General features: G+C 70.0%; 23 protein-coding genes and 1 tRNA gene. 8 read left to right on the forward strand and 16 right to left on the reverse strand.

Features of this window, described 5'->3' with window-relative positions; genetic code table 11:
* The first annotated feature begins 150 nt into the window (after nucleotides 1-150).
* Nucleotides 151-921: an HAD family hydrolase gene (locus H4W80_RS36505; RefSeq protein ID WP_318787232.1), complete on the forward strand. Its 771-nt coding sequence runs from the start codon at nucleotides 151-153 to the stop codon at nucleotides 919-921.
* Between the two features lie 23 nt (nucleotides 922-944).
* Here the strand turns inward: H4W80_RS36505 and H4W80_RS36510 are convergent, their stop codons facing one another.
* Together H4W80_RS36510 and H4W80_RS36515 are read right to left on the reverse strand one after the other, a co-directional pair.
* Nucleotides 945-1460, reverse strand: a complete 516-nt coding sequence (locus H4W80_RS36510; RefSeq protein WP_192789222.1) for a bacterial proteasome activator family protein — start codon at nucleotides 1458-1460, stop codon at nucleotides 945-947.
* 5 nt (nucleotides 1461-1465) lie between these two features.
* A complete protein-coding gene (locus H4W80_RS36515; RefSeq protein ID WP_192789223.1) occupies nucleotides 1466-2422 on the reverse strand; it encodes an NAD(P)H-quinone oxidoreductase in 957 nt (318 codons plus the stop codon).
* A gap of 114 nt (nucleotides 2423-2536) precedes the next feature.
* On the opposite strand from H4W80_RS36515, the gene H4W80_RS36520 reads away from it, so the two are divergent.
* Nucleotides 2537-4663 (forward strand): nucleotide-binding protein, encoded by a 2127-nt coding sequence (locus tag H4W80_RS36520; protein WP_318787233.1) that lies wholly within the window; start codon nucleotides 2537-2539, stop codon nucleotides 4661-4663.
* Between the two features lie 10 nt (nucleotides 4664-4673).
* Here H4W80_RS36520 and H4W80_RS36525 read toward each other — a convergent pair.
* Nucleotides 4674-4760, reverse strand: a tRNA-Ser gene (locus H4W80_RS36525).
* Between the two features lie 36 nt (nucleotides 4761-4796).
* Here H4W80_RS36525 and H4W80_RS36530 point away from each other — a divergent pair.
* A complete protein-coding gene (locus H4W80_RS36530) occupies nucleotides 4797-5138 on the forward strand; it encodes an STAS domain-containing protein (protein WP_192789224.1) in 342 nt (113 codons plus the stop codon).
* Between the two features lie 42 nt (nucleotides 5139-5180).
* On the opposite strand, the gene H4W80_RS36535 is transcribed toward H4W80_RS36530, so the two are convergent.
* From H4W80_RS36535 to H4W80_RS36560, 6 genes are read right to left on the reverse strand one after another with little or no spacing between them, the layout of a single operon-like run.
* Complete coding sequence (locus H4W80_RS36535) at nucleotides 5181-6026, reverse strand: NUDIX hydrolase (protein WP_192789225.1); 846 nt, start codon at nucleotides 6024-6026, stop codon at nucleotides 5181-5183.
* A gap of 12 nt (nucleotides 6027-6038) precedes the next feature.
* On the reverse strand, nucleotides 6039-6779 hold the full coding sequence (locus H4W80_RS36540) for a M15 family metallopeptidase (RefSeq protein WP_225963856.1): 741 nt from the start codon (nucleotides 6777-6779) through the stop codon (nucleotides 6039-6041).
* A gap of 29 nt (nucleotides 6780-6808) precedes the next feature.
* Entirely contained in the window at nucleotides 6809-7348 is a 540-nt protein-coding gene (locus tag H4W80_RS36545; RefSeq protein ID WP_192789226.1) for a universal stress protein, read from the reverse strand.
* Nucleotides 7299-7601, reverse strand: coding sequence for a hypothetical protein (locus H4W80_RS36550; RefSeq protein ID WP_192789227.1), 303 nt, complete (start codon nucleotides 7599-7601; stop codon nucleotides 7299-7301). Before H4W80_RS36550 ends, H4W80_RS36545 begins: the two co-directional genes overlap by 50 nt.
* Nucleotides 7598-8011: a hypothetical protein gene (locus tag H4W80_RS36555; protein ID WP_192789228.1), complete on the reverse strand. Its 414-nt coding sequence runs from the start codon at nucleotides 8009-8011 to the stop codon at nucleotides 7598-7600. The genes H4W80_RS36550 and H4W80_RS36555 overlap by 4 nt, the downstream gene beginning before the upstream one ends.
* The gene (locus H4W80_RS36560; RefSeq protein ID WP_192789229.1) at nucleotides 8008-9813 is read right to left on the reverse strand and encodes an MDR family MFS transporter; all 1806 of its coding nucleotides are present in this window, start codon (nucleotides 9811-9813) and stop codon (nucleotides 8008-8010) included. The genes H4W80_RS36555 and H4W80_RS36560 overlap by 4 nt, the downstream gene beginning before the upstream one ends.
* Before the next feature lie 110 nt (nucleotides 9814-9923).
* Between H4W80_RS36560 and H4W80_RS36565 the strand changes: the two genes are divergently transcribed.
* The 3 genes from H4W80_RS36565 (at nucleotide 9924) to H4W80_RS36575 (ending at nucleotide 13026) form a co-directional block, all read left to right on the forward strand.
* Nucleotides 9924-10469, forward strand: a complete 546-nt coding sequence (locus tag H4W80_RS36565) for a TetR/AcrR family transcriptional regulator (protein ID WP_192789230.1) — start codon at nucleotides 9924-9926, stop codon at nucleotides 10467-10469.
* A gap of 140 nt (nucleotides 10470-10609) precedes the next feature.
* A complete protein-coding gene (locus H4W80_RS36570) occupies nucleotides 10610-11938 on the forward strand; it encodes a glycoside hydrolase family 6 protein (RefSeq protein ID WP_192789231.1) in 1329 nt (442 codons plus the stop codon).
* A 107-nt stretch (nucleotides 11939-12045) separates the two neighbouring features.
* Nucleotides 12046-13026 carry an LLM class flavin-dependent oxidoreductase gene (locus tag H4W80_RS36575; RefSeq protein ID WP_192789232.1) on the forward strand — a complete coding sequence of 327 codons (981 nt, stop codon included), beginning with the start codon at nucleotides 12046-12048 and terminating at the stop codon, nucleotides 13024-13026.
* Nucleotides 13027-13251: 225 nt separating this feature from the next.
* Here H4W80_RS36575 and H4W80_RS36580 read toward each other — a convergent pair whose 3' ends face one another.
* A complete protein-coding gene (locus tag H4W80_RS36580; RefSeq protein WP_192789233.1) occupies nucleotides 13252-13653 on the reverse strand; it encodes a hypothetical protein in 402 nt (133 codons plus the stop codon).
* A 40-nt stretch (nucleotides 13654-13693) separates the two neighbouring features.
* Entirely contained in the window at nucleotides 13694-14437 is a 744-nt protein-coding gene (locus H4W80_RS36585; RefSeq protein ID WP_192789234.1) for a PAS domain S-box protein, read from the reverse strand.
* A 143-nt stretch (nucleotides 14438-14580) separates the two neighbouring features.
* Between H4W80_RS36585 and H4W80_RS36590 the strand changes: the two genes are divergently transcribed.
* The gene (locus H4W80_RS36590) at nucleotides 14581-15366 is read left to right on the forward strand and encodes a MerR family transcriptional regulator (RefSeq protein ID WP_192789235.1); all 786 of its coding nucleotides are present in this window, start codon (nucleotides 14581-14583) and stop codon (nucleotides 15364-15366) included.
* Nucleotides 15367-15370: 4 nt separating this feature from the next.
* Here the strand turns inward: H4W80_RS36590 and H4W80_RS36595 are convergent, their stop codons facing one another.
* The gene (locus tag H4W80_RS36595) at nucleotides 15371-16030 is read right to left on the reverse strand and encodes a macro domain-containing protein (protein ID WP_192789236.1); all 660 of its coding nucleotides are present in this window, start codon (nucleotides 16028-16030) and stop codon (nucleotides 15371-15373) included.
* Between the two features lie 203 nt (nucleotides 16031-16233).
* Here H4W80_RS36595 and H4W80_RS36600 point away from each other — a divergent pair, with 203 nt between their 5' ends.
* Nucleotides 16234-17850, forward strand: a complete 1617-nt coding sequence (locus H4W80_RS36600) for an ADP-ribosyltransferase domain-containing protein (RefSeq protein WP_192789237.1) — start codon at nucleotides 16234-16236, stop codon at nucleotides 17848-17850.
* A gap of 105 nt (nucleotides 17851-17955) precedes the next feature.
* Here H4W80_RS36600 and H4W80_RS36605 read toward each other — a convergent pair whose 3' ends face one another.
* The 4 genes from H4W80_RS36605 to H4W80_RS36620 all read right to left on the reverse strand — a co-directional run bounded on the left by H4W80_RS36605 (nucleotide 17956) and on the right by H4W80_RS36620 (nucleotide 23982).
* On the reverse strand, nucleotides 17956-18348 hold the full coding sequence (locus H4W80_RS36605; protein ID WP_192789238.1) for a hypothetical protein: 393 nt from the start codon (nucleotides 18346-18348) through the stop codon (nucleotides 17956-17958).
* A gap of 153 nt (nucleotides 18349-18501) precedes the next feature.
* Complete coding sequence (locus H4W80_RS62995; RefSeq protein ID WP_192789239.1) at nucleotides 18502-19686, reverse strand: PucR family transcriptional regulator; 1185 nt, start codon at nucleotides 19684-19686, stop codon at nucleotides 18502-18504.
* 165 nt (nucleotides 19687-19851) lie between these two features.
* A complete protein-coding gene (locus H4W80_RS36615) occupies nucleotides 19852-20754 on the reverse strand; it encodes an aminoglycoside phosphotransferase family protein (protein ID WP_192793959.1) in 903 nt (300 codons plus the stop codon).
* A gap of 75 nt (nucleotides 20755-20829) precedes the next feature.
* A complete protein-coding gene (locus H4W80_RS36620) occupies nucleotides 20830-23982 on the reverse strand; it encodes an AfsR/SARP family transcriptional regulator (protein ID WP_192789240.1) in 3153 nt (1050 codons plus the stop codon).
* Nucleotides 23983-24139 lie beyond the last annotated feature (157 nt).

Consider the following 24139-nt stretch of genomic DNA (forward strand, 5'->3'; position numbering starts at 1 on the left):
GGTTTTCACTACGGGATCAGCTAATACAACGCCATCACATCTAACACCATTCTGGCGCGTTGGTGTTCCCGTACCAACGAAGATTTCTGTCAGGCGGCATCACCGGGCAAACTGGAACCTGTTATGCATAGCCTTCCCGCACCCCGTCTTGTGGCCACCGACCTCGACGGCACCGCGTTGCGTACTGACGGAACCGTGTCTCCCCGCACAGTGGCGGCCTTCGGCAGAGTCGAGGAATCCGGTGCTGTGCTCGTGTTCGTGACGGGGCGGCCGCCCCGGTGGATGGGCGGGGTCGCGGGTGCCGTACGTCACCGTGGGCTCGCAATCTGTGCGAACGGGGCACTGATCTACGATCTCCATACCGAACGGATAGTGGAATCTCACCTGATCACGGTCGAGGTACTCGAGGAAGTCGTGGATCAGCTAAGAGCGAACGTGTCCGATCTCGTATTTTCGGTCGAGTATGAAGCGGGTTTTGCGCATGAGTCAGAATTCCTCCTGGGCGGCCTGGACAGGGGGGCCCTAACGGCACGCGTCGACTCCGTGACGGCGCGTCCATGCGCCAAGCTGCTGGCCCTGCACCCCGGGATGAATGCGGACGAACTGCAGGCCACCGTGGAAGGGCTCGTGGGGCATCTCGTGACCGCGACCCATTCCAGCCGCAGGGGGCTGATCGAGATGAGCGCCCAGGGTGTGACGAAGGCCACTGCCCTGGCGGCGCTCGCCGGGCAGCACGAGATCAAGCCCTCGCAGGTGATCGCGTTCGGTGACATGCCGAACGACCTGCCCATGCTGAGCTGGGCAGGCACGTCGTACGCGGTCGCCAACGCACATCCGGACGTGATCGCGGCCGTTGACCACGTGACCGCGGCCAACGACGACGACGGGGTCGCTCAGGTGATCGAGCGGCTCTACAGATAGCCGCGACCGGCGGCTCTCCGGCTTTACAGGTACGGGCCGGAGCCGCCGGGCGGGCGGTGCTGGTCGTCACCCTGCGGCACGCCGGGCAGCGCCCTGCGCATCTGCTCCAACTGGGCACGGGCGGCCATCTGCTGCGCGAACAGCGTGGTCTGGATGCCGTGGAACAACCCTTCGAGCCAGCCGACCAACTGGGCGTGCGCGATGCGCAGCTCCGCCTCGCTCGGCGGCGCGCCGTTCTCCTCCGTGAACGGAAGGGACAGCCGCTCCAGCTCATCGACCAGCTCAGGAGCCAGGCCGTCCTCGAGCTCCTTGATGGAGGACGCGTGGATGTCCTTCAGCCGCTTGCGGCTGGCCTCGTCGAGGGGCGCGGCCCGGACCTCGTCGAGGAGCTGCCGGATCATGCTGCCGATGCGCATCACCTTGGCGGGCTGCTCGACCAGGTTGGTGACCGATCGATCCTCTTCGCCGCTATCGCCCTGACCTTGGAAGTCAGGGCCCACCACCACGATGTGAGGGGTGTTGTTGTCCTCAGCATTCATAACACTCACCGTACTAGCAGGATCTTGCCGACGTGCTCCCCCGAATCCAACATTCGGTGGGCTTCGGCGGCCTCGGACATCGGGAGTTTCGCGTGCACCACAGGACGCACGGCCCCGGCGCTGACCAGGGGCCAGACGTTGTCCACAACACTACGGACGATTGCCCCCTTCTCGTCCACCGGACGTGAGCGGAGCGCGGTCGCGTGCACGGAGGCGCGCTTGCCGAGCAGGGCCCCCAGGTCGATCTTTCCCTTGAGGCCGCCCTGCAGCCCGATGATCACCAGTCGGCCGCCGGTGCGGAGCGCCCGGACGTTTCCGGCAAGGTATTTGGCGCCCATGATGTCGAGGATGACATCCGCGCGCACTTTGTCGGCGAAGTCTTCCTCGCGGTAGTTGATGACCTCGTCCGCGCCCAGCTCCCTGACCCGTTCGCCCTTGGCCGCCGAGCCGACCGTCGCGACGACCTGCGAGCCGAGGGCCTTGGCGAGCTGCACGGCGAACGTGCCGATCCCGCTGGCCCCGCCGTGCACCAGCAGCGTCTCGCCCCTGCGCAGCCGCCCGACCATGAAGACGTTGGACCACACCGTGCACGCCACCTCCGGCAGCCCGGCGGCCTCCACCAGCGGCACCCCGTCCGGCACCGGCATGACCTGCTCCCACGGAACGGCTACGCGCTCAGCGTAACCGCCGCCCGCGAGCAGCGCGCACACCTGGTCACCAGGCTTGAACTGCTCGACGTCCGCGCCGACCTCGGCCACCACCCCGGAGACCTCCAGCCCCGGGTACGGAGACGCGCCGGGCGGAGGCGCGTAGAACCCCTGCCGCTGCAGGACATCGGCCCGATTGACCGCCGAGGCGGTCACGTCGATGAGGACCTCTCCCCGCTCGACCCGGGGATCCGGCACCTCGCGCCACTGAAGCACCTCTGGTCCGCCCGGCTCGACGATCTCAATGGCTCGCATGCGAACTACGGTAGCCGGGCAAAGAAGTTGTGGGTTGCCGAGCTGTGTGGTTGCCCATGGCGTTAATCTGCAAGGTATTTGCTGCCCCTTTAGACCCACCCGAGGGGGAACACGGTGGCAAGACACGATCGAGAGGAATCGCTCGAGGAGCAGCTGGCGTGGCTCGACGCGATCAAGGAGACGGAGGAGGCCCCCGTCTCTGTGAGCGCCTCGACAGCGGCTGCCGACGAGCCGGTCGCCTCGCCGTACCCCCAGGACCCGTGGCGGATGGTCCCCACGCAACCCGACACGCCGACGCCGCCGCTGTTCCGGGCGGCCGTCGACTCCGTGTACGGCGCCGCGGCGGCCGAGGACCTGCCCGACGGTGAGATGGAGGCCGCAGAGTGGCTCGGCACGGCCAGCGCGGCCACGAAGGAGCCCCCGGCATTCCCACCGCCGAGCCCGCCGCGTGCGGACGACCCGTTCCATGCTCCGTTGAAGCCGCTGCCGCGGCCCGACGACACCGACACGTACGCGCTGTCGTTCACCCCGCCCGAGCCGCCGGCGCCGTCGGACCAGGACACGCAGGACACGTCCTGGTCGTCCGTGCCCGAGTGGGCGCGGGCGCCTGAGCCGCCCCGCGAGGAGCCGGAGAAGGAGACCGCCCGAGCGGAACCGGCGGAAGCCGAGCCCGCCGCGAAGAAGGACGACGAGCCCGCCTCCGAGGACACCTCTCCGAAGCACGAGCGCCCGCAGTGGCCGGATCCGTCGGACACCCTCCCGACGATCCAGCCTCCCAAGTGGTCGGAGCCGGCTGCCGCCAAGGAGCCCGAGCCCGAGGAGCGGCCGTCGTGGTCGGCGGACGAGCGCGCCGAGCTCTCGTGGCCGAAGGACGAACCCGCGAAGCCGTCGGGGCCCAAGGGCGAGCCCACGGAGCCGCCGTGGCTGAAGGACGCCGAGCCGTCATGGCCGAAGGACGCCGAGCCGCTGTGGTCCAAGGATGCCGAGCAGTCGTGGCCGAAGGCCGAGCACGCGGAGCCTGAGGAGCGGCGCGAGGAGCGGCCTTCGTGGTCGGAGCCGGCTCAGGAGGAGCGGTCCTCGTGGTCGGAGGCGGCCCCGCAGGAACGGTCCTCGTGGTCCGAGCCGACCCTGCAGGAGCGTCCCTCCTGGTCGGAGCCGGCTCAGCAGGAGGAGGAGCCCCCGCAGCCGGCCGAGCAGCACGAGTGGCGCCCCGCGGAGCGCGAGATCCCGCCGCCCTCGGAGCGGCGGCGCCGCCCTGCCCCGATCCCCGTGTTCAACGCCCCGCCCAGGCCGCCGATCACCGGCCGCCCCACCGCCGACAGCCTCGACCCGGAGTCCCTGCTACGCGGACGGCGTAACGCCCCCTCCAAGGGCTGGCGCCGCCTGATCTACAAGGCGTCGGGAGGCTGGATCAAGCCGGGCGAACCCCCGGAGGTCCGCCGCCGCCGCGAGCTGGTGAGCAGGGCCCGCACCCCGGTCACCGCAGGTCACCACCGCGTGGCCGTGCTGAGCCTGAAGGGCGGCGTGGGCAAGACCACGACCACGGTCGGCCTCGGCGCCACCCTGGCCCAGGTCCGCGGCGACCGGGTCATCGCCGTGGACGCCAACCCCGACCGCGGCACCCTGTCCGACAAGCTCGTCCTGGAGACCTCGGCCACCGTGCGCGACCTGCTCAACGAGCGCGACCAGGTCAAGCGCTACGTGGACATCAGGGCGTTCACGTCGCAGGCGCCCTCACGGCTGGAGGTGCTCGCCTCCGACCGCGACCCGTCGGTGTCGGAGGCGTTCAGCGGCGCCGACTACCAGGCCGTCTCCCAGGTGCTGGAGAACTTCTACTCCATCTGCATCACCGACTGCGGCACCGGCCTGCTCCATTCCGCGATGGGCGGCGTGCTCGGGCTGGCCGACCAGATCGTCCTGGTCAGCTCCCCGTCCGTGGACGGCGCCAGGGCGGCCTCCGCGACGCTCGACTGGCTGGAGGCGCACCACTACGGCGACCTGGTGAAGAACGCGACCGTGGTGCTGTGCAGCGTGCGGCCGCGCTCGAAGTCGGCGGTGGACATCAAGAAGCTGGAGGCGCACTTCGCCGCCAGGTGCCGCGCGGTGGTCCGGGTGCCGTACGACCCGCATCTGGAGGAGGGCGCGGAGATCGACCTCGACCGGCTGCAGGAGCCGACCAGGGACTCCTACCTGCAGCTCGCCGCCTGCGTGGGCGACGGGTTCGCGGGCCTGCGCGAATGAGGTGAGTGAGCGGAGGGTGTGGGATTCGAACCCACGAGGCCATCGCTGACCTGGCCGCTTTCAAGGCGGCTGCACTCGTCCACTATGCGAACCCTCCTGTGCGGAAACCACGATAGCGGCTGCGGTGACAGGGGTGTACGTTCAGGAGGTGGCGGATCTCAACGTCGAGGTGGAGCGCGGCCGGTCGGCGGCGCTCGTCCGCCTCGACGGAGATCTCGACAAGCTCACCGCGCCGCAGCTCAAGGAGTGTCTGGGCAGGCTGCTCGCCGAAGGGCTCGTGCGGGTCGACATCGACGCGAAGGCGCTGGAGTTCTGCGACTCCAGCGGCCTGTGGGTGCTCGTGGAGCACCAGCGCCGGGTCTCCGCCCAGGCCGGCACGTTACGCCTGGTCGGGGTGCACGGGGTGCTTCAGCGCGTGCTCGACGTGACGGGCCTGAAGGCCGCCTTCGACGCCGTGCTCGCCACGGAACGCTGAGGACAGGTCAGCCGGCGAGCTGCGGTGAGCCCGCTCGTGGGCTCAGTCGGCCAGCTGCGAGAGCAGCCACTTCGGGCCCACGGTCTCGGCGCCCAGCTCGTGCACGCGTTCCTTCAGGGCTCGGTCAGCGGTGACGACGAGCACCCGTTCCCACGGCTTGGCCAGGCGCACCACATCGACGATCGCGTCGTCGCCGCTCCCGGTGGCCGCGACCACCTGGACCCCGGGCAGCTCCGGCGCGCTCCTGGCGGCGCCCTCCACGACCGCCACGACGCGCGGATACCACTGCGCCAGCACCGGATGCGTGAGCCTGAGCCGCGACACGGCCTCCAGCAGCCGGGTCGCCGCGCCCAGGCGGTCGCGCCACCAGCCGCGCTCGGCCCGCGCGCCCACGATGTTGGCCACGTCGAGCACGAGGGTCTCCGGCCTGATCTCCCCTTGAATGTCGTCCCAGGTGGCGGCGAAGCCGGGATGCAGCTTCCGCTCGGTCACCTTCGGCAGCGGGAGCCAGCGCATCTCGCTGCTCTCCGCGTTGGCGGGGGCGGCGGCCAGCAGCTCGGACGACGCGGCGATCACCGTCTCGAACGCCCACCCGCCGTGATCGTCGCGGTAGACGCCCTGCACCCGCAGCCCGTCGCCGGTGAGCGCCGCCTCCTCGCGGGCCTCCCGCAGCGCGGAGGTGACGGCGTCCTCGTGGCTGTCGCGCGCCCCGCCCGGCAGCCCCCAGGTGCCGCCGTGGTGGCTCCACCAGGAGCGTTTCTGCATGAGCACGTACGGCGTGCCGAGCTCGTCATGGTGGACGACGAGCAGCCCCGAGGCGCCGTGCAGCCCCCAGTGCCTGTGGCCTTGGGAGCACTCGATCCAGCCGTCGCCGTCCTTAGCCGCCATGGGGCGATTCTCTCAGCCTCCGCCCTTGCTGAAATGCTGCAGGTCCTTGGCTCCTGACCAGTAGCCGCCCCACTCCCAACCAACCTGGTCAAAGGCCTTAACTACCTTGTCACCAGGATTTATTACGCCCTTTCCCTTCATGGGGCGTTTTGTGAACTTTTTGGATGCTTGGTGTGCTGTGCTACCGCTTGCGGTGACATATGGGTTCTGTATGGGATTGACGTCTATCGCTTGTCCGTACGCGTGCTTGGACCAATGCGTGGACCCGGTCGCTTGACGGCAATTGAAGGCCGAGGTGTTGTTGGCCTCGATCGAGTCGAAGTCGTCGCCCTTGTACGCGTCCACCAGCTTCATCCGCTCGATCGGCCAGCGCCAGCCGTACAACTTCTTGAAGACCGTCACGATGTCGTCGGTGACCGCCTTGTTCACCACCAGCTGCCCGGTGTGCGGCTTGTCGTCGAAGCCCCAGTACGTCATCGTGACCAGCCGCAGGTCGCGGTAGTGGACCGGGCAGCCGGGCCGCCACGAGTACGGCAACTGCTCACGGGAGAGTCGCGAGACCTTGGCGCTGAAGGCCGGCGGGGCGGTCGAGCCGGGCGCGCCGGTCGTGGTCGAGGGGGAGGGCGTGGGCGAGTCGAGGCTCTCGAAGGCGGGAGCGGTCTCCGGGGAGACGGAACCCGTGACGGCAGGCTTGCCCGTCCCGCACGAAACGGACGCGAGCACCACGAACGCCATGGCGGCAGCACGTTTCATCTCGCCACCATATGCGACGTCCGACCAGCTCAGGGCACTATCAGCACAGTATGGCGAGCCCGTTTCGCCAGCCCGACCGCCACCGAGCCGTGCCAGGAGGAACGCGAGCGGCCCACCACGATGGCGTCGGCCATGTGCGCGCTGGCCAGCGTCTCCAGCTCGCGCGCCGCGTCACCGCGCACGCTGACGAACTGCCACGGAACGCCCGCGCCCCTCAGCTCGTCCCGCAGATCCTCGGTCAGGTCGGCCGCCGCGTCGGGGATGATCGGCGACCCGGCGAAGAACCACAGCGCGGCGCTGTTGAGCGACTCCACGAAGGCGATGAGCAGCGCCGCGTTGTCCCGCCGGGCGAGCCCGGCCGCGTACGCGAGCGCGTTGCGGCTCGGGCCCGATCCGTCGAAGCCCACCACGAGCAGGCCGGCACCGTCCTTGCCGATCTCGAACTGCCCGGCCGGGAGCCTGCCGGTCAGTGGCTCCCGTCCGGGTTCTGTGTCACCGCCGAACACGGCACGTCTCGCGTTAGGAGTCGGCGTGCCGCGATGGACCCGCAGCGGAGCGAGGACGTCCATCGCGGCCCTCCGAGCGGTGCTCGGCGATCAGCACGTCGCGGTGGGCCAGCTCACGCAGGGCGTCGGCCGCGTAGATCACCAGGGACACGAACGAGACCGCGGCGATCGCACCGCCGAGCCACAGGTCGTTGATCGTCGCGTCGACGTAGGCCGCGCCCCTGCCCTGGTAACCGACCGCGAACGGTGCGGCGACCAGCCACAGGCCGCCGAGGAACAGCAGGACGAGGGCGGAGACGCCCAGCTTGGCCTTCATCGGTGGTCCTCCACTCCGACCAGGGAAGCCTTGCCGTTGCGGCGGTGCTCACCCGAGTTGTTCATGTCCTCGCGCAGCGCCTCGACGAGGGGGGCCAGCAGGCTCGCCAGCTCGGCGGACGACGCCTGGGGCGCGGCCGGCACGGGCTCCGGCTCCGGCTCGGGCTGCCGCTGCCGGACTTCCACGAGGCCCCGCGCCACGAGCTCCTCGTAGATGGCCAGCACGAAGCAGATCGCGCCGATGAGCCCCACGACGGCCACGCCGAGGCCGGTGAAGAACTCCGACTGGGTGGTGTTCGTCCAGTCGGCGTCCTCCGGCTGGGAGCCCAGGGCGAAGGGGGCGATCATCAGCCACAGCCCGGCCAGGACGGCCAGGGCGGCCGCGACGGCGCCCACGAACTTGCGAATCACTGTGAGATTCCTCCTGATACGAGGTCTTTCTGCGGGGGTGCGGCCTGCGCGATGAGGGCGCGCGAGGTCGGCCGCAGCACGTTCTTGGCGACGGACCGGGCCCGCTCGCGTTCCGGGCGGTCGTCCGGTGGCGCCATCTTGGCGACCGCGGTGAGCAGGGCGGACGGTTGGCCGTTGCCCCGCTCGATGCGCTGGGCGATCAGTTCGAGCAGCAGCCCGGCCAGGACCAGGTCGTCCTTGCTCAGCGGGTTCGGCGCCGGGGGCGGCGTCGAGGAGCCGCGCAGCGGCAGCTCCTTGAGGAAGATCGTCGCCACGAACCCGAGCAGCGCGATGGGCACGCCCACCATGAACACCGTCTCCAGGCCCCTGGTGAACGCCTCCAGCACGATGTTCTTGATCGGCGTGGGCAGCTGCTGGATGGCGCTCGGGCTGCCGAGCTTGACGTTCGAGCCGCCGGGCAGCGCGATGTGCGCGGCCCTGAGCATGTCGGCTATCTCGTCCCTGAGGCGGTTGGTCAGGATCGCGCCGAAGGCCGCCACACCGACGGCGCCGCCCAGCGAGCGGAAGAACGACACGCCGGACGTGGTGGAGGCCATGTCACGCAGTTCGGAGCCGTTCTGGGCGGCCAGGATGAGCATCTGCATGGACAGGCCGAGCCCGGTGCCCAGCACCGCCACGTCGAAGCCGATGAGCCATTCGCTGGAGTCCACGTGCAGCCGGGACAGCAGGAACAGCCCGACCGCCACGACCAGCAGGCCCACGACCGGGAAGATCTTCCACCGGCCGGTCTGGGTGACGATCTTCCCGGAGATCACGCCGGCCAGGAACAGCGCCACCACCATGGGCAGCGTCATCAGGCCGGACTCGGTGGGGCTGAGGCCCTTGACGATCTGCAGGTACTGCGGCAGGTAGATCATCGCGCCGAACATCGCCATGCCGACGAACAGCGAGGCGAGGCCGGTGAGCACGAACGTACGGTTGCGGAACAGCCGCGGCGGCAGGATCGGGTTGCGCGCGGTCCGCTCCGACAGCACCGCCAGGGCCAGCATCAGCAGGCTGAGCGCCGCCAGGAAGTACGTCCAGAGCGAGTTCCACTCGAACTCGACGCCGCCCAGCGTCAGCAGCAGCATGAGCGCGCTCGCGCTGGCCGTGATCGTCGTCGCGCCCCAGATGTCGATCGAGGTGCTCCGCTTGATCTTCGGCAGCTTCAGCACCTTCTGGATCACGATGAAGGACACCAGGGCGAACGGCACCACGACGTAGAAGCACCAGCGCCAGCCGAGCCAGTCGGTGTCCACCAGGAACCCGCCGAGCAGCGGCCCCGCGACCGTGGAGATCCCGAAGACCGCCCCCATGTAGCCGGAGTAGCGGCCACGCTCGCGGGGGGACACGATGTCGCCCAGGATCACCTGCGCGAGCGCCGACAGGCCACCCACGCCGAGACCCTGTACGGCCCGCGCCGCGATGAGCTGTCCCATGTTCTGCGACAGACCGGCCACCAGCGAGGCCGCGACGAACAGCCCGAGCGCGGTCTGGAAGAGCAGCTTCCGCCCGAACAGGTCGGACAACTTGCCCCACAACGGCGTGGACACCGTCATGGTCAGCATGGTCGCGGAGGCGACCCATGAGTACTGGTCCTGACCGCCCAGCTCACCCACGATCGTCGGCAGCGCCGTGCCCACCACCGAGGTCGAGATCATCGACGTGAGCATGGCGAGCATGAGCCCGGACATGACCTCGAGGATTTCGCGGTGGGTGTACTGCCGCCTCGTGGGGGCTGCGGCCTGAGCGTGCGCTACCAAGACACCATCATCCCCTTTACTACAGTTTTGCGAACTTGAGTATACGCCTGTTTACTAGCCGCGCGGCAAGTGGGGGTGGGTTCAGTAGAGTTCGGGATGTGGATGCCCAGGTGTCTGAGGTCAGGCCCCGCGACCGCGAGGCCACTCGCGAGCGGATCCTTCGTGCGGCCCGCACGCTCTTCGGCGAGCAGGGGTACGAACAGGTGACCGTCCGCATGATCGCCGCTGCCGCGGACGCCAACATCGCCCTGGTCGGCCGCTACTTCGGCTCCAAGGCTGGCCTCTTCGGCGCGGTCCTGGACGGGGAGCCGACCATAAGAGACCTGTTCGGCGGCGACCGCGAGAGCCTGCCGCGCCGCCTGGCGGAATACGCGGCCGAGCGCATGGAGCACCCGCCGGAGAGCCCGATCCTGCGCACCCTCGAACGCTCCGCCGGCGATCCGGAGATCCAGGCCGTGGCCCGCGAGCGCCTGATCACCGCGTTGCTCGACCCGCTGGAGGAGCAACTGAGCGGCCCGGACGCCCACGCCAGGGCCCGCATGGCCACGGCGGTCTTCCTCGGTATCGGCGCCATGCGCCGCCGCCTCGGCCCCGAGGCGCCCGGCCCGGCCGACGTCGACCGCCTGACCGCGGTCTTCGAGGCCTGTCTGCGCTGAAAGTTTCACCTCCTGTCAGGGGTCTGACCTGGGGAGACGTGGATGGCAGCGATCGGATGTCTTTGAGCGGGCACTGACCGTTACCTACGATCCGGGGAGCCGGTGGGAGCGCTCCCACATGACGGACGGAGTGTATTTTCATGTCTCGCAGCAGGCCCGTCCTGGCGGTGCTCCTCTCGGCGGCCGCCATGGCCGCGGCGGGGGCGATCGTCCTGTCCTCGTCCACCGCGGAGGCCGCCGACTCCGCTTTCTACGTGGACCCGCAGACGAATGCGGCCAAATGGGTCGCCGCCAACCCGAACGACAGCCGCACCCCAGTGATCAGGGACCGGATCGCCGCCGTGCCCCAGGGCCGGTGGTTCGCCACGTACAACCCCGCCACCGTGCGCAGCCAGGTCGACGCGTACGTCGGCGCCGCCGCGTCCGCTGGCAAGATCCCGATCATGGTCGTGTACGACATGCCGAACCGCGACTGTGGCGGCGCGAGCGCGGGCGGCGCGCCGGACCACGCGTCGTACCGGGCCTGGATCGACCAGATCGCGGCCGGTCTCGGCGGCCGGCCCGCCACGGTCGTGCTGGAGCCGGACGCGCTGGCGATCATGACGAACTGCATGAACGCCTCGCAGCAGGCCGAGGTCAAGGCGTCCATGGCGTACGCCGGGAAGAAGCTCAAGGGGACGTCGTCCCAGGTCAAGGTCTATTTCGACATCGGGCACGACGCCTGGTTGTCCGCCTCGGAGGCCGCGTCCAGGCTGAACGGCGCGGACGTGGCCAACAGCGCCGACGGCATCGCCGTCAACACCTCCAACTACCGCTCCACCCCGGGCCTGGTGTCGTACGCGAAGAGCGTCATCGCGGCGACCGGCGTGTCCAGGCTGAAGGCGGTCGTCGACACCAGCCGCAACGGCAACGGGCCGCAGGGCAGCGAGTGGTGCGACCCGGCGGGCCGTGCCACCGGCATCTGGAGCACCACGAACACGGGTGACCCGGCCGTCGACGCCTACCTCTGGGTCAAGCCGCCCGGCGAGTCGGACGGGTGCATCGCGACCGCGGGACAGTTCGTGCCGCAGCGGGCCTACGACCTGGCCATGGCCGCTCCGCCGCCCACCGTCGGCCCGACCGTGACGCCCACGGTCACTCCCACCGTGACGCCTACCACGGGTCCCGCGGGTTGCGCGGCGACGTACAAGGTGACGAGCCAGTGGCAGGGCAGCTTCCAGGGTGAGGTCACCGTGAAGAACACGGGCTCGTCCGGCATCGCCGGCTGGAAGGTCGGCTGGACGTTCCCGAACGGGCAGACGATCACGCAGCTCTGGAACGGCAACCTCTCGGGCAGCGGCACCGTCACCGTGACGAACCTCAACTGGAACGGCGCCCTCGGAGCCGGGGCGAGCACCACGTTCGGCTTCGTCGCCAACTGGAGCGGCCAGAACGGCGTCCCGTCACCGGTGACCTGTTCGGCCTCGTGAGGCTCGATGGGCCCCTGCGCCCGCCAGGGGCCCATCGGTGAAATAACGACGCCTTCGCGGCTGTTGTCCACAGCCAGGTCGAACCGCTCTGCGAAAGGCGTGTACTCATGGCTCTGCCGCTGTCCATCCTTGATCTGGCGTTCATCGGCGAGGGGGAGACGGCGGCGGACAGCTTGACCGCCAGCGTGGCCCTGGCCCAGCGGGCCGAGGACCTGGGCTACCGGCGGATCTGGTACGCCGAGCACCACAACATGGCCAGCATCGCCTCCTCGGCGACCAGCGTGCTCATCGCCCACGTCGCCGCCCACACCCGGACGATCCGCCTCGGGGCGGGCGGCGTCATGCTTCCGAACCACGCCCCGCTCACCATCGCCGAGCAGTTCGGCACGCTCGAAACCCTGCATCCGGGACGCATCGACCTGGGCCTCGGCCGGGCCCCCGGCAGCGACCAGCAGACCATGCGCGCCCTGCGCCGCAACCCGTCGGCCGCCGACACGTTCCCGCAGGACGTCCTGGAGCTGCAGGGCTACCTGTCGGGTGAGTCCCGGATCCCGGGCGTGGACGCCACGCCCGGCAAGGGCACGAACGTGCCGCTCTACATCCTCGGCTCCTCGCTGTTCGGGGCCCAGCTCGCCGCCGCGCTGGGGCTCCCGTACGCGTTCGCCTCGCACTTCGCCCCGACGGCGCTGGAGGAGGCCGTGGCGCTCTACCGGCGCGACTTCCAGCCGTCGGCGCAGCTCGACCGTCCCCACGTCATCGCCGCGCTCAACGTGATCGCGGCGGACACGTCGGAGGAGGCGCAGGAGCAGTTCCTGGCCTCGAAGCGGCTGAGGGTGAGCAGGTTCCTGGGGCGGGGGCGCACGTTCACGACCGAGGAGGCGGACATGATCCTCGAGTCGCCGGCCGGGCAGCAGATCGTGCAGATGGCGAAGTATTCGGCGGTCGGGGACGCGGCGGAGGTCAAGGAGTATGTCGACCGGTTCGCCAAGCTCGCCGACGCCGATGAGCTGATCGTGGCCTTCTCGGCCACCGACAGGAAGGTCTGGCTGCGCTCGGCGGAGCTGCTGGCCGAGGCACACGGGCTCTGACCGGCCCGAGCCGGCGGGACCAAGCGGCCGGGACGGCGGACGAATCGGCCGGGTGCGACGGCGGAAGCGGCCAGGCGTGGCGGACGTGGCGGCGGAAGCGGTCGGGCGTGGCGGTGGAAGCGGTCGGGCGTGGCGGGCGTGGCGGGCGTGGCGGCGGAAGCGGGCGGGGGGAGCCCGATCATTCGGTCCTGCGCCGGCCGGCGGTCGGCGTCGAGGGCTGGTCTTCTATCCTTCGCCGAGCAGGCGTCCGCGCAGGTAGGGGCCGGTGGCCTCGGACGTGGGCACGGGAGCCATCCCCGCGGCGACGAGCTGGGCGCGCAGGGCGACGACCGTGCGTTCGAGCGCGCGGATCTGGGCCTGGAGCCGGCCGATCTGATCGCGCATCGCCGTGGCCGTGCTCTGCTCAGTGATCAGGTCGGTGCTGAGCTGGGAGGCTTGGATCTGCACCCTGCTCAGCTGCTTCTCCATCTGGCTGAGCGCGTCCTCGTAGATCGTCTTCGCTCTGAGGAAGGCCTCGGCGTCCACCTTGGAGCGCTCTAACTCGGCTTGACGCTCGGCCTGGAGGATGGCGGTCTGCTGGGTCTTCTTGTTGGCGTCGGTGGCGGAGCGGAAGGCCAGGTATGCCACGCCGAGCGGGACGATCCCGAGGGCGACCTGGATGAGGATGTCAGTCAGCGTGGCCTCCTTCCACTGGGCGTATCACGCCGGTGTATGTCATCCCGTCGTCGCTGTGCCAGGCGTTGACGGTCAGCGCGATGGCGAACTCCGTGCCGTCGCGACGCAGGCCGACCAGCGGAATTATCCGGCCGGACAGCTCGGAGTGGCCGTTGGCGCGGACCTTGGTCAGCCCCATGTCGTGCCTGTCGCGGAAGCGCGCCGGCATGAGCATCGTCAACGGCCGTCCGACCGCCTCGTCGGTGCTCCAGCCGAACATGGCCGCGGCCTGCGGATTCCACGACTGGATGATCCCGGCGGCATTGGCGACGATCACCGCCGAGCCGGAGCCCGGGAGCCGGTCGAGCGTGACGGCCTCCGGCCAGGTCGCGATCAGCGTGATCCAGCCGCCGAACGCCAGCCACACCGCACCCCCGACCCAGCCGCGCGGATTGTCTCCGGTGAACGTCGAGGCCAGGAACACCAGGCCGTACAGCAGGACCAGCGCGGTGGCGGCGGCGAAGGCCATCCGGTCGATGCGCAGGAACATCTGCACCAGGCACAGCGTGCCGGTGGCGAGCCAGAGCGCCGCCCAGACGTCGAGCGGTGCGATGGAGGCCAGCACGGCATAGGAGGGGGTGGCACGCTGGCTCGCCGGCGCGAAGGCCAGCGAGGCGGCGATGGCCAGAGATAACAGGCCGACGAACGCCAGGGACGCGCCGCGCCGCCCGATCCGCCGGAGGACTCTGTTACTCACGGTGGCAAGACTAGTGCAGGGAGTTAATCTTTCGCGGGATTGTCAGCCCAGAGCCGAAGCGCGAGCTGGGCCTGCTCTGAGGCTCACGCCGGGAGCCGGCGGACGGTGCCGTGCGCCCTGATCCGGTGCGCGATACTGAGCTGATGGCCATCCTCACCGTTGGCCGGGCGGCCGCGCTCGTCGGGGTCAGCGTCAAGACGCTGCACCACTGGGACACGATCGGCCTCGTACGCCCGAGCGGGCGCACCTGGGCCGGATACCGGGTTTACTCCGACGACGACGTCGCCCGGATCCACAGGGTTCTCGTCTACCGGGAGCTGGGGTTCCCGCTCGCCGAGATAGGCCGGGTCCTCGACGATCCGGACATCGACGCGCGCGCTCACCTGCGGCGGCAGCGGTCAGAGCTCGTGGAGCGCATCTCCCGATTGGAGAAGATGGTCAGCGCGGTCGACCGCATGCTGGAGGCGTCGAAGGCCGGGATGCGGTTGACCCCGGAGCAGCAGGTCGAGATCTTCGGCGACGACTGGCAGCCCGCCTGGGTCGAGGAGGCCGAGGAGCGCTGGGGTGACAGCGCGCAGTGGGCGCAGTACGCCGAGCGGGCCGCCGGGATGACCCCGGAGGACTGGAAGGGCATCGCGGCCACGACCGAAGCTCTCAACGCCGACCTCGCCGCCGCGCTGCGCGCCGGCGTCGTGCCCGGCTCCGACGACGCCAACGCCCTCGCCGAGCGCCACCGCGCGCTGATGTCGACGTACTTCGACTGCACGCACTCGATGCAGGCGTGCATGGGGCGGATGTTCGCCGCCGATCCCGGGTTCACCGAGCACTTCGAGGGGGTCGCGCCGGGCCTGACCGCCTGGTTGCGCGAGGTGATCTTCGCGAACGCGAAGGCGCACGGCGTCGACCCGGAGTCCGCGGTGTGGGAGTGACCTCTCAGCCGCGGGGCGGCACGATCCGGACCCGCTCCTCAGGGCGGCTGTCGATGTCCTCGAGCTGCTCGCGGATCGTCTTGCGCAGGTCGTCGTAGTCCTGGAAGCGGTGGTCGTTGAACAGCGTGTAGCCGGTCCACATCAGGTTGGCGCACACCTTCGGCGGCACCTGGCCCGTCGCCGCGCCCATGCCGACCAGCGCGACCGACTTGATGCTGTCCGGCTCCTTCTCGTTCTGCATGTGGATGGCCTGGAACGCGGCGGCGCAGGCCATGGCCACGTTCAGCGTCTCGCTCACGTCCTGCGCCGACAGCTCCATCGTCGGCGTCGAGATCAGGAACTTCGGGTTGGTCGCCCCTGACGGCACGCACACGGCGCTGCCCACCGGCAGCGATCCGTCGAACCGGTCGCGGATCGCCCGCTGGACGCGCAACTGGATCCCGGCCCCGAGGTGCCGCTTGATGACCGCGTCGACCCCGCCGTCCATCCGCCCGCGGGAGTTGGTCGGGCTGACCCAGGCGTCGACCTGCTCCGAGACGATCGAGCCCTTGTGGATCTCGACCTCAGGGGTGTCGGCGAACGCGGCCAGCCACTCTTGCACCACCTTCGCGTTGACGTCCACCAGGACCACCTTGAGCGGCGGCTGCACGGGATTGACGGTCATGGCTTGCTCCAGGCGAGGGGAGGGACGTTCTCAGCGGACACGAACATACAGCTCAGCAACGACAAAACTGGATCTTCCTGGGATGTGTTAATGATCTCCGCGTATGCGAACGCATCACATTCGGGATCTTCACGCGGCACAATTCCCCCACCTCAGTCCCTCGTGCCGCCACCGGCACGCCTCGCCGACCCGGGAGCCCCTCGATGCGCGACGACGCCACCCCCACCTCGCCTGACTCGAATGACCCCCTGGCCCTCGCCGAACTCTTCAAGGGCGGCGGCGAGCCGTGGCTGCCGCTCCTGAAGCCGGTCATCGAGGCACAACCGGCCGCCGCCACCTTCATCGGCCCGAGCCGCAGCCCCCAGGTCGTACCCGTCCGCGAACTGACCTTCCAGGCGCTCAAGCCCAACCCGCCGCACAAGTGGAAGGTCGTCGTCTTCGGGCAGAACCCGTACCCGCGGGCCGAGAGCGCCACCGGCATCGCGATGTTCGACAACACCTTCCACGACTGGGCCGACAGCACGTTCGGCAAGGTCATCACCATCCGCTGCATCATCAAGGCGGCGGCGATGTGGAAGCACGGGATCCCCAAGAAGACGCCGATCGCCGACATCCGCAAGCTCCTGAAGCAGCATGACACCGTGCAGCCGCCCGAGTGGTTCCAGGCGATGCTCACGCAGGGCGTGCTGCTGCTGAACGCGGCGCTCACCGCCAGCGGCGACGGCGCCATGGGCACCGACCAGCACACCGCGTTCTGGCGGCCCGTCGTCGAGAAGCTCGTCGAGGAGATCCTCAAGGCCAAGCAGAACGCCGACGAGGCGGATCGGGGCGTGGTGTTCGCGTGGTGGGGGGCTCACGCGCGCAGCCTGAAGGAGGTCGTACTCCGGCTCCAGAAGAAGTACCCCGAGGTGGAGGTACGGCACATCGACCACCCCAACCCCGCGGCACAGGGCGACATCTTCTGCGACGGCAACCACTTCGCCGACGTGAACGCGGCACTCGCGGCGCTCGGCGCCGACGAGATCGACTGGCTGCCCAGCAAGGGGTGGAACAAGCTCGCGGCGCAGGGCGGCGGGGCGGACGCGGACACGGCCGACCGCATGGGGGCGTTCATCGCCTCCACGATGGAGCTGCACAAGCTCTACCTGGAACGGCTCGCCGGCGTCAAGGACGAGGGCCTGGTGCTGCCGGCGATCACCGGCGTGTTCGACACCCCGCTCATGGACTTCCGCGAGGCCGTCTCCCCGGTGGCCAAGCTGCTGTCGGGGCTGGACTGGCACACGGAGCAGTCGTACCGGTTCGGTGAGAAGCAGTCGGCCGGCGCGACCGACGGCCTGTCCGCCGACGAGATCGCGGCCCTCTACCTCTACACCTGCGAGTCGGCGTTCTACCGCCAGATCAACGCCACCCTGCGCAATCCGGACCGGACCCGCATCGTTCCGTACCTGCCTTACCTGCGACTCCTGTTCTCGGCCGTGTCGCGCCTCCCGGTCCGCAAGGAGCCGCTGTGGCGCGGGGTGTCGCTGGACCTGCGGGCGCAGTACCCGCTCGGCCGGACCGTGACGTGGTGGGGCGTGTCCTCGTGCACGTCGGAACTCGGCGTGGCCCAGGCGTTCCTCGGCCGCCGCGGCAAGCGCACCCTCTTCGAGGTGCACCCCGCCCGGGCTGTCGGCATTCGCAGCTTCTCCGCGTTCACCGGCGAGGAGGAGTACATCCTGGCGCCGGGCACCCAGCTCAAGGTGACCGACGTCAAGGCGGAGCGCGGCGGCCTGTGCACCGTGACGCTCACCGAGCTGGCCGAGCAGCAGCTGGTGGCCTGAGCGCCGCCGCCCCGGAGGGCCTTGTCACCTGGCGCCGCACTTGAGGGCGCTGCCGGCACAGAGCCACCCGGTGGTTCCGGGTGGCTCGGAGAACGGATGGATCAGTTAGAACACCGTCTCGGCGTTGGCGGAGCGTACGGTCCACGGCGGCCCGCACGTGCCGCGCCCGGTGAACCGGTTCCCGGCGAAGATGATCGGGCTGGCGAACTGGTAACCGTCGGAGCAGGTCACCAGGATCCTGATGGCCCCGGTGAACACCGAGCAGTCGATGTCGATGTAGTACGCCGGGATCGGGACGCTCCGGGAGCACGAGTAGGTGGCGGCCAGCGCGGCCCCGCCGTCCTTGCCCTGGGCGTCCTTGAGCGCCGTGGTCGACTGGTCGGTGAACCCGCGTTCGGGCGCCGCCGCGGCCGAACCCGTGTGAAGCGCGACAGAGAACAGCAGCGCCGTGATCGCGGCCAGCACGCCGACGAGCATTCTTCTCGCATGTACTGCCATGTGATCGAACCTTTCGCTGGATTTCCCTTTCGGCCCGGCCGAGCCTTACCAGTGCTACTTTCGCCAAGCCAGGAACGCCGGTCATCGTCACTTCACGAGAAGCTCGCCAGGGCGCCGGGCGGGCGTTTGTCACTGATGTCAAAATGAGCCTCGTCAGGCAAAGCCGTGCTCGTTCCACGCGCCTGCCAGCAGCCGGGTGACGGTGGTGCTCAGCACCCGGACGCCGTGCGTGGAGCCCGGCTCGATCCCCACCAGCTCCCGCACCCGCCGCAGCCGATAGTCGAGCGTGCGCGGATGGATGTGCAGCGATTCGGCCGTACGCAGCCGGTTCATGTCGTTGCGGTAGTAGGCGTCCAGTGTGGGCACCAGGTCGGGCCCGTCGCCGAGCCGCCGCGCCGTCTCCCGCAACCACTGGTCCACCTGCGGCGTCTCCACCGCGCCCAGCTCCGCGAACACGTCGGCCACCCCGTACGGCCGGCGCGGCACCCGCTCGATCGGCGCCACCCGGCTGACCTTCCGCGCCAGCGCGGCCGCCTGGACCAGCGCGCGGCGGCGCCCGTGGGCGGTGCCGACCGAGCACGGCCGCCCCACGGCCTCGGCGACCGTCCGCGCCAGCGCCAGCCCGGCCCTCTCGGCCGCCGCCCGGTGCTCCGGCCCTGTCCCGTGATACGGCACCAGCGCCACGAACTCGTCCGGTTCCTGCCACCCGAACGGCAGGCGGTGCCGCTGCAACAGGGTGCCCACGACCTCCTCCCGGCACTGCTCCGGCGGCTCCGTGGCCACCCGCACCACCGTGACCAGATAATGCTCGGTCACCGGCACCCCGAGGCTGCCGGCCAGCTCGCCGGCCATCGGGTCGTCGTGCAGCACCATGGTGGCCAGCAGGTGGACGCGCGAGGCCGTCGGCAGGAACCGCTCGTACCCCCGGAAGTAGCCGCGGGTGTAGACGGCCTGCGCCGCCGTGCCCTGCCCGGCCAGCCAGTCGATCATGCGCATCGTGTCGGTCAGATCCCCGGGTCCGGCCGCCTCGGAGATCTCTCGCAGCGTGAAGGCGGCGTGCAGCGCGAGCGCGCCGCGCTGGCAGCCCGGCGCCACGCCCTGCGTGCCGCGCTGCTCGCCGACCGACTCGATGAAGGCCAGGTCGCTGTCCAGCAGCGGCTCGCCGGAGGCGGCCAGCTCGGCTGTCCGGCGCCGTACGACGACCGCGAACTCCATCATCGAGGCCCGCGATCCGGACTCGATCGCCTGGAAACCGGCGATCTCGCCGACGCAGGCGTCCACCACCCTCCTCGCGTTGTCGTCGGCCCGGCGTTCGAGCATGCCGAAGAGGTTTCCCATGTCGAATTCTCCCCGTGACGTCGCCGTCGTTCATGACTCCCTGAAACGCTTCGCCGGCGGGGTGGGCTCGTATCAGAGAGCTTTTCGGCGGTTTCCGTCAGCCCTTGGAAAGGGGCGCGTGGCCAGGTGTGAAAGGGACACCACTGGATTTCGGGCGTGAAAGTTTCAAGCTCGGACGGTCGATCGGTCTGCCAGGATGCGGTCCAGAGTGCGCCGGCCCATCCGGCACATGGGCGGGTTGGTCCTGACGTAGTACCAGACGAGGCCCATCGCCTGGATGAAGGCCCACGCCTTGCCGCGCTCCCATTCGAGGTCGTCGCACGCGAGGTGCAGACGGAGCACCTGCCGCGGCCCGGCCTCCAGCAGGTGCCAGGCGCTCACGAGATCCAGGGCGGGGTCGGCCGGTCCGAAGCCGCCGACGTCGAGAACCCCGGCCAGCCGGCCGGCGGACACGAGCACGTTGCCCGGAATGAGATCGCTGTGGGTCATCACGTCGGCGTCCTCGCGCGGCAGGCTCCGCAGGTCTTCCCACAGCCGGCGAAGCCGGGGAACGTCGAGGAGCTGCTCGCTGTGCTCGAAACACGTCTCCATCCACGCGTCATGGGCCTTGAGGTCGCCTCCCCGGCCTTTGCCGGCGAACGTACGGCCACGCGTGTCGATCGTGCGCAGGTCATGGATGAGATCGGCCAGGTCGTGGGCGAACGCGACCGATTCGCCCGGGTCCTCATCGGTGGCGACGGCACCGGGCAGCCAGGTCTGCACCGACCATGGAAGCGGGTATCCCGGGCCGGGCTCGCCGAGCGCGACCGGCTCGGGCGTGGGAAAGCGCGTGCGACCTGCCAGCTCGCGGGCGGCTTCCGCTTCGGACTCCAGCCAGTCGCGGATCGAGTCGACCTGCCCGGCCTGCAGGGGGAACCGAGCCGCGAAGCGGTCGCCGATGCGGAAGATGGCGTTGACCGTCCCATGGGCCGCGATGCCGGTGATCGGCAGGCCCCGCCACTCAGGGAACTGTTCGTCCACCAAGGCGCGTACTGTCTCCGGCGACACCGTCAGCTGGTTGGCGTGCATATCCACGCTGGCAGCGTTCCGCGTCCCCGCCTGCTCCCGCAACGCCTTTTCCGCCCGGGAAGCGGCGGGCGTCGTTCAGGAAGCGAGCATGCTCTCGGCCAGCTCGCGCCAATCCCGCCGCGCACCGTCCCGAGTCGCCTCCGCGAACAGGGTCTCACCGAGGCGATCACGCGTGTCCTCGGCGATCCTGGAAGCGTCCGGCAGCGAACGGTCCGGCGTACCGCGCACGCTGTCGCTCGCCCCGAGCAATCGCGCGGCCTGCTCGTACTCTCCCTGGCGCAGCGCGAGGTCCGCGATCCCGATCAGCACCTCGGCGATCGCCGGTGGATACGCCTGCTCGACAGCCGCGCGGAACGCCTCCGTCCGATGCGCGCGGGACTGCTCGAGATCCTCGGTGAGGTAGCCGTACTGGTCCATCGTCTTGGCCCGGATGGACCCGATCTTGTCCGCCTCGCCCAGCACGGCCCGCACCGTGGCCAGGTGCTCGTGCGCCTGCTCCGGCTCGCCGCGCCAGCGCGCCAGCTCAGCCCTGGAAAGCGCCAGCTCGGCGAGCGCGTCCGGCCACGCGATCCCGCCCGCGCACCGCTGCGCCTCTGCCGTGGCGGACGCGCTGGATCGCTCGTCGCCGAGCAGCCAGTACAGCTGAGCCTGCCGCGCCCGCAGGCCGATCACGTCCTCGGTCGCGCCTATCTCGGTCATCGCCACGGCCGCGTCCTCGTAGTGCTCACACGCGCGGGTGAACTCGCCGCGCATGGCGAGCCGATCGGCCAGGAAGGTCAGCGCCAACGAGATCCCCCACCGGTCACCCAGCGCGCGGAACTCGGAAAGGGCGATCTTCGCGTCGGCGTCCACGTCGGTCTCGTCACCGCCGAGCGTGAGCCGGAACCGGCCACGGGTGAGCCTGGCCTGCGCGCGCACCCATGGATCGTCGTCGGTGATGAGCGGCTCCAACGCGGGCAGGAACTCCGCCGGGCCCTGCAGAATCCGCTCCAGCAGCGCGACGAACCCGAGCAGCGGATGGCGATACCCGCTGCGCTGGGACAACCGGTACGCCTCCTGGATCCACTCCCGCGCATGATACTGATCGCCGCCGACCCCGGAGCTCAGGAAGATCGTCACGATCAGGCACGCCAGTGCCCGCACCTCATCGGACACCTCACCGGGCAGCGAGGCCGCCGCGATGCTCAACTCGGCGCCCTCGGCCCTGTGCCTGCCGAAGTAGTACCAGCCCGCGGCCCCGACCAGCCGCATCGCCTCCTGGGCCCATCCCTCGGCGATCGCCCCGCGCAGGGCCGCGCTGATGTTGTCGTGCTCGGCCTCGAGCGTGGACAGCCATTCCAGTTGCTCGGCCCGACGCAGGTGCGGATCGGCCGTCTCGGCCAGCTCGGTGAAGTACGCGAGGTGCGCCCGGCGCGCCGGCTCGGTCTCCCCGGCTTCGGCGAGCCGGTGCGCCGCGTACTCCCTGATGGTGTTGAGCATCCGGTAACGCGGCGTGTCCTCGCCGTCGGCGAGCAGCAGCGACTTCTCCATCAACGCGGTGAGCACGTCGAACACCTGCTCCCCGGCGAACACCTCGCCCCCGCACACCCGTTCGGCCGCCTCCAGGCTCGCCCCGCCGCTCGTGCCGCCGGAGAACACCGACAGCCGCCGCAGCACGCCACGTTCGGCCTCGGTCAACAGGTCCCAGCTGTAGTCCACGACCGCGCGCAGCGTTTTGTGCCGGGAGAGCGCCGTACGGCTGCCGCCGGTCAACAGACGGAAACGGTCATCGAGCCCGCGTGCCAGCTGATCGACGGACATGGTACGCAGCCGTGCCGCGGCCAGCTCGATCGCCAGCGGCATGCCGTCCAGCGCCCGGCAGATCCGCGCCATGGTCGACAAGGTGTGCGCGTCGGAGCCGATGTCCTTGCGCACCAGGCCCGCGCGGTCGCGCAGCAGCCGCACCGCGGACGACGACCCGACCTCGGAGGGGTCGGCTCCCTCCGCGGGCAGCGCGAGCGGCTCGACCCCCCACAGCACTTCCCCGAAGATGCCGAGCGGTTCCCTGCTCGTGGCCAGGATCCGCAACCTCCGGCACTCTCCCAGGAGCCGATCCGCGAAGGCCGCGGCCGCCTCGATCACGTGCTCGCAGTTGTCCAGGATCAGCAGCATCGTGCGCTCCCGGAGCGCGGTGATGAGCCGATCCATCGGGTCCCCGGCCCGCGCACCGCCGAGCAGGGCCTGGTCACGCAGGCCGATCGCGGTAAGGACGGCCTGCGCCAGCTCACCGCCCGCCCCCACCGAGGCCAGCTCGACCAGCCACGCCCCATCCGGCAGCTCGGTGAGCATCGTCCGCGCGGTCTCCGTGGCCAGCCTGGTCTTGCCCGAACCGCCCGCCCCCGTCAAGGTGACCAGCCGGTGCTTGACGGCCAGGTCGGCGACCGCCGAAATGTCATCGTCCTTGCCGACGAAACTCGTCAGCTCGGCGCGCAGGTTCGTCCTGCGGTTGTCCGCCCGCTCGCCCAGCTCGCCACGGAGCAACGCGGTGTGCAGCGCGGAGAGCTCGGCCGACGGATCGGCGCCCAGCTCCTCGGCGAGCCGCTCGCGCGTCCGCTGGTACAGGGTCAACGCCTCGTTCCCACGCCCCGCCTCGGCGAGCGCCCGCATCAACGCCGCCACGAACCCCTCCCGCAGCGGGTACGTGGCAACCAGGTCGGTCAGCTCGGAGACCAGCTCCGAGCCCTGGCCGAGGCGGATGTCGGCATCCACCCGGTCCCCGAGCGCGGCGACGTAGAGCTCGTTCAGACGCGTGACCGCGGCGTCGAACGCATCGCTGCCTTGCAGCGCGATGTCCGCCATGGCCGTACCACGCCACAATGCCAGGGCCGAGCGCAGCAGCTCCGCCCGCGCCGCAGGCTCGGCGGCCCGGGCCTGACCGACCAGGTGCTCGAACCGGGACACGTCCACGGCGTCAGCAGCCAGGGCCAGCCGATATCCGCCGGAATCCGCCTCGATCACCCCGGTCGGCAACACCCTGCGCAGCCTGGACACCAACGCCTGCAAGGCATTCACTTCGTCGGCGGGCGGCTCTTCCCCCCAGATCCAGTCCACCAGCCTCGTACGCGTGACGATCCGGCCAGGTTCGAGAGCGAGCGCCGCCAGCAGTGCGCGCAGCCGAATCCCCGGAACCTCCACCACGGCCCCGTCATGGTTCCGGACCTCGAAGGGCCCGAGCAATCCGACTCGCATATCGGTAATTGTGCCGAACCGTGGCGACGACTACGCCACTGCGTGCATTCCGCAAACACCCCTGACCTTCGTCGAGCCGTCATCGCAGGTCGGGCGAACGCGTGGGATCGTCGGCGAACGCTACGGCAACTCGTGCGGCTTCGGGAGGCTGGGTTAT

This window comes from Nonomuraea angiospora (assembly GCF_014873145.1).
GTDB classification, from domain to species: domain Bacteria; phylum Actinomycetota; class Actinomycetes; order Streptosporangiales; family Streptosporangiaceae; genus Nonomuraea; species Nonomuraea angiospora.